At 65.1% G+C, this 4,967-nt stretch carries 4 protein-coding genes; 3 read left to right on the top strand and 1 reads right to left on the bottom strand.

What is annotated here, in order from left to right; all coding sequences use genetic code 11:
- Positions 1–216 precede the first annotated feature (216 nt).
- The 3 genes from NZM16_RS12295 to NZM16_RS12285 all read left to right on the top strand — a co-directional run bounded on the left by NZM16_RS12295 (position 217) and on the right by NZM16_RS12285 (position 3,616).
- Positions 217–1,227, top strand: a complete 1,011-nt coding sequence (locus NZM16_RS12295) for a TIGR03617 family F420-dependent LLM class oxidoreductase (RefSeq protein ID WP_295451864.1) — start codon at positions 217–219, stop codon at positions 1,225–1,227.
- The gene (locus tag NZM16_RS12290) at positions 1,197–2,417 is read left to right on the top strand and encodes an ATP-binding protein (protein WP_295451867.1); all 1,221 of its coding nucleotides are present in this window, start codon (positions 1,197–1,199) and stop codon (positions 2,415–2,417) included. The genes NZM16_RS12295 and NZM16_RS12290 overlap by 31 nt, the downstream gene beginning before the upstream one ends.
- 263 nt (positions 2,418–2,680) lie before the next feature.
- Positions 2,681–3,616, top strand: a complete 936-nt coding sequence (locus NZM16_RS12285) for an RluA family pseudouridine synthase (RefSeq protein WP_295451869.1) — start codon at positions 2,681–2,683, stop codon at positions 3,614–3,616.
- A gap of 116 nt (positions 3,617–3,732) precedes the next feature.
- On the opposite strand, the gene NZM16_RS12280 is transcribed toward NZM16_RS12285, so the two are convergent.
- On the bottom strand, positions 3,733–4,578 hold the full coding sequence (locus tag NZM16_RS12280) for a ParB N-terminal domain-containing protein (RefSeq protein WP_295451871.1): 846 nt from the start codon (positions 4,576–4,578) through the stop codon (positions 3,733–3,735).
- Between the last annotated feature and the right edge of the window lie 389 nt (positions 4,579–4,967).

The following is a 4,967-nucleotide window of genomic DNA, read 5'->3' as shown; positions in this document are numbered from 1 at the left end:
GGCCCACCTCTCATACCCCACCCCGGGCGCGCCCCCCCCCCTCCGGGTGGCCCCCTTTTTCTGTGGGGGGTGGGGGGGGGGGGGGGGGGGGGCCGGGCCCCCCCGCACCACCCCCGAAAGATGTTTGGGAGGAGGGGCCATGGCCTTCCGGACGGGCTTCGGTTCCTCCGATCCCCAGTTGATCACTGGACAAAGCACTACTCGTGGAGCTCTCCAATGCGCCTGGACGCCACCCTGCATTTCGACCGGCTTCTGGAGGTCCCCGCGCTGGTCCGCGAGGCGGAGGCGCTGGGATTCGATGGGATCTGGACCCATGAGACCCGTCATGATCCCTTTCTTCCCCTGGCCCTGGCGGCGGAACACACCCGGCAGATCACCCTGGGGACCGGTGTGGCCATCGCCTTCGCCCGCAGCCCCACTGTGATCGCTTACACGGCGTGGGATCTGGCCGCGGCCGCCCCGGGCCGCGTGATCCTCGGCCTGGGCACTCAGGTGAAAGCCCATATTGAACGCCGCTTCGGCATGCCGTGGGATCCCCCCGTTCCGAAGCTCCAGGAGACGGTCGAGGCGATCCGGGCCGTCTGGACATGTTGGCAACAGGGAAGCCGGCTAAACTATCGGGGGCGGTTCTTCAAGCTGACCCTGATGTCGCCTTTCTTTGATCCGGGGCCGATCCCGGATCCACGGATCCCCATCGTGCTGGCCGGGGTGAACCCTCCGCTGGCTCGCTTGGCTGGGGAGGTGGGGGATGGCTTCTTCGTCCATCCTTTTCATACCCCTCGCTATCTGCGTGAGGTCCTTTTACCAGCCATCGAGGCTGGAGCCCGCAAGGCGGGTCGGAGCCGAAAGGAGCTCATCATCGTCGGCAGCGTGTTCGCGATCACCGGCCGGAATGAGGCGGAGATGCGGGAGATTCGGGAATTCGTCCGCGCCCAGGTCGCCTTTTATGGCTCCACGCCCTCTTACCGCCGCGTGTGGTCGCTGCATGGGTGGGAGGCGATCGGAGAGGAGCTTTCCGCCCTCGCCGCCCGGGGGCGTTGGGAAGAAATGCCCCGGCGAGTCTCGGATGAAGTTCTGGACGCCTTTGCGATCACCGCTCCTCCGGAAGGGGTATGGGAGCGTCTGCAGACGGTCTATGAGGGCTTGCTGGATCGGGTGATGCTATATCGACCCTTTCAATTACAGGATCGGGATCTATGGGAGAGGATCATGAGCGCGCGGCGTTGAGCGCGGAGACCCCGCCGGAGGCGCCCCGACGGACCTCGATGTTGCTTCGTCTGCTGGAGGAACAGAGCCCCGCGGCGCAGGTTCTCCGCGCACGCCCTCCGATCGACCGGCCGGTAGAGGAAGCGGTTCGCTTTCCGTTTCTGGCGATCGTGGGCCAGACCGAGATGAAGCTCGCGCTGGCCCTGGCCTTGATCAACCCGGCCATCGGGGGCGTGTTGCTGATGGGCGCCCGGGGGACGGGCAAAACGACCGCCGTTCGGGGCCTGCTGGATCTGCTCCCACCAGTTGAGCGTTCGCTCTGTCCCTACGGTTGTGAACCGGAGGCTGCTTACACGCTGGGCTTCCATACGGTTTGCAAGGATTGCGCCCGCAAACTGGGCCAGGGGGAACCGATCACCGCCCCCGATCGCATGCGCCTGATCGAGCTTCCCCTGAACGCGCGCTTGGAGGACGTCATCGGGGGAATCGACGAACAGGCAGCGATGGAAGGGAGGGTGAGGATCCGGCATGGTCTTCTGGCTCAAGCAGATCAGAACGTGCTCTACGTGGATGAGGTCAACCTCCTGGACCCGGAGATCGTGAACGCGATCCTGGACGCGGCGGCGCTGGGCCGATATACCGTGCGGCGGGGGCCGCTGGCGGCGACCTATCGCGCCCGCCTGATCCTGATCGCCTCCATGAACCCGGAGGAGGGCGCGCTGCGGCCCCAGATCCACGATCGCTTCGGCCTGCGGGTGGTCGTGCGAGGCCTGAGCGATCCTCAGGACCGGCTGGAGGTCTACCGACGGGTGCGGCTTTTCCGGAGCAATCCCTATGCCCTGGCGGCCCAGTGGGCGCACGAGACCGCCGCAGCGGCTGAGGAGATCGCGGAGGCCCGTCGACGGTTGCCCCGGGTGATGATCCCCCCGGAACTGGAGCAGCAAGCCATTGGCTGGATCCATCGACTGGGCATTGAGTCCAGTCGAGCGGAGGTCGCCCTGCTGGAAGCCGCTCGGGCATACGCCGCCGCCGATGGCCGGGAGGTGGTCACCCTGGAGGATCTGCATGCAGTGGCCCCGATGGCGCTCCGCCAGCGCCGCAGCGCCTTCATCATGACCTTCATCGCTCAGCAAGAGAAGGAGGACCAGGAGATCCTGGCCGTCCTCCATGATCGGCACCGCCGATCCAACCGACGTCGTAAAGGGGGATGACAGGATGAGAAGCGCTGAAAACATCCCGGGGATCCCTGGCCGGGAAGTTTCCGGTGGGGGGCACCCCAGCGAAAGATGATCCGCCTGTGCGATGTCCGAGCTCTCCTGGGGATTTGGGGCTGGGGTGCCGCCTTTCAGCGGCGCCCCAGCAAAAATATTTTTGGGGCTCGGTCTGTTTCCCTCCCGAGGGCGGTTGGATGGGACTTGGCGCCTGAAGCTGCGCACGGGCGCATGATCTCTTCCCTCTTGCCGAAGCTCCTGGGATGGCACTGACCTCCATGCGGGTGGAGACGTTCATTGCAGAGGCCGGCAGTCGGCTGGATCGCGCCATCGCAACGCGCTTGCCTGAGCTCACCCGTTCCGCCGCTCAGCGGTTGATCGAGCGGGGACTGGTATGGGTCAATGGAGCGCCGGTTCTGCGGCCGGCCCATCGGATCCGCTCGGGGGATCAGATCACCGTTCACATTCCTCCCCCTGAACCCGTCGATCTGACCCCCGAGCCTATCCCGCTGGATGTTCTTTATGAAGATGAAAACGTGCTGGTGATCCACAAGCCCGCGGGGATGGTGGTGCACCCGGGGGCGGGCCACACCCGGGGCACCCTGATCCATGCCATCCTGGCTCACTGTCCGAATCTGGAAGGAGTGGGAGGGGTCCTGCGCCCGGGGCTGGTGCATCGCCTGGATAAGGAAACATCAGGGGTGTTGCTGGTCGCCAAGAACGAGCGGACCTACCACTTCATGCAGGCGCAGTTTAAGGCGCGCACGGTGCGTAAAGTCTATGATGCGCTGGTGATCGGGCATCCGCCTCCGGAGGGAACCATCGAGGCGCCGATCGCGCGGGATCCCCGTTACCGCCAGCGGATGACGGTGGTGCCCACCGGCCGCCCGGCCCGCACCCGGTATCGGGTGTTGAAAACCTACGAGGGGCGATGGGGACGCTACGCGCGGTTGGAGGTCTATCCGGAGACCGGACGCACGCATCAGATCCGGGTGCATCTGGCGTATGTGGGGTATCCGATCGTTGGGGATCCGGTCTATGGGCGGCGAACCGCCTTGCCATGTCCCCGGCTGTTTCTCCACGCCCGAGCGCTCACGGTGCGCCTGCCCTCCCATCCGGAGCCGATCACCTTCGAGGCTCCTTTGCCGCCGGATCTGCAGGAGGTTCTGCGGGTCCTGGAGGAAACGTCCATCCGTTAAAGGTGGCCGTATTGATGCACCGAGGTGCCACAGGAGAGGTTTTTGGGCCGGGAAGGCCGCCTTCGGCGGCCTTCTCGGCCCAAAAAATTCTCCATCCAGTTGTGCAACGAGTCTATTTATTCATCGAAGATCACCACGCTTTCCTCATAGACACGGATCTCCCGGGCGGCCAGCTTCCGGCGGAACCACTCAGTCAGCCAGGCGTTTTTCTCCTCCAGAGGGAGAGGGGCCGCCAGGATTTCCAGGGGGATGTTGATGCGCAGGGCCCGGTAGGGGATGATATGGCGGGTGATGCCAGCGGGGAGCCGCGCCCCATTGCGGGCCAGCTCGATGATCTCCGCCGGCTCATAGCGCGGGAAGACCACTACAGCGATCACCTGCTCATAATAGGGCAGGATCTGCTCCAGCTGGTCGGTGGTGGTCCGGTAAAACCGAAAGCGGGATTTGTAGATGTCCACCAGGAGATTCAGCAAGGCCGTCCGGCGATAGAGATCCCCCTCCGCCCGGACCAGATAGATATCGCCCCGGGGGCAAACTAGATAGGCCAGGGCCTGACGGCGGGCCAGCTCCGCCCGGGCGTGCAAGCGTTCCGAGGGTTCCAGGGTGATCCCTTCGATTCCCCGCACGGTCGCGAAGAAGCCCTCCGGGCTTCCGCCGCTGATCACGTGGGTCCAGGCGTCGACCAAAAGACGTGGATCTTCGTAATCCACCACCTGCACCACCAAATGGGGAAGCCCCAGGCGCCGGGCGGCCTCCACCCGGTTGGCCCCATCCAATACTACGTAACGAGGCTCGTCCGGGATCGGCGCGACTACCGGGGGGTTTTTCAGGACCCCCTCGGACTGGAGCCGTTGAATCAGCGGCTCCGTCCGCATCTGGTCCGCCTGTTCATGGGGGATCAGGTCCTCCACCGGGACGAAACGCAAGACCGGCATTCGCTCCACAGGATGCAACGCTCCCATCAGGCCTTTCCTGATCTCATAGGAGTTACGCCGTCCGGAGCCGGCCGGACGAGGTGGAATGGCCTCCCCCTCCCCACGGCCCTTTGGGTCGCGGGGAGGGGGGCGAAAAAATCTTTCAGGGGTGGGGCTGGGGGCTAACGCCCCCCAGCCCCAACCCGCCCCGCCAATTACCGCTGGACAAAGCGGTGGAGGGAGGGCTGAGCCATTCCCCCAGAACCTCGGATCAAGACATCGATGTAGAAAGCGAGGCGGGCCGCTGGCCCGCCCCGCTTTCCCAAGCTTCATGATCGCTCAATGGCTGAGATTGCAACAGAGAAGGTGAAGCACGATGCCCTTACCTTCAGGGGGGCGGGGGGGGCCCCCGCCGGGCGCGCGCCCCCCCAACAACA

The sequence above is a fragment of the Thermoflexus sp. genome (genome assembly GCF_025055495.1).
Classification (GTDB): Bacteria; Chloroflexota; Anaerolineae; order Thermoflexales; family Thermoflexaceae; genus Thermoflexus.
Note: the sequence above shows the minus strand (reverse complement) of the source record. Positions and strands in the feature narration are given on the sequence as shown.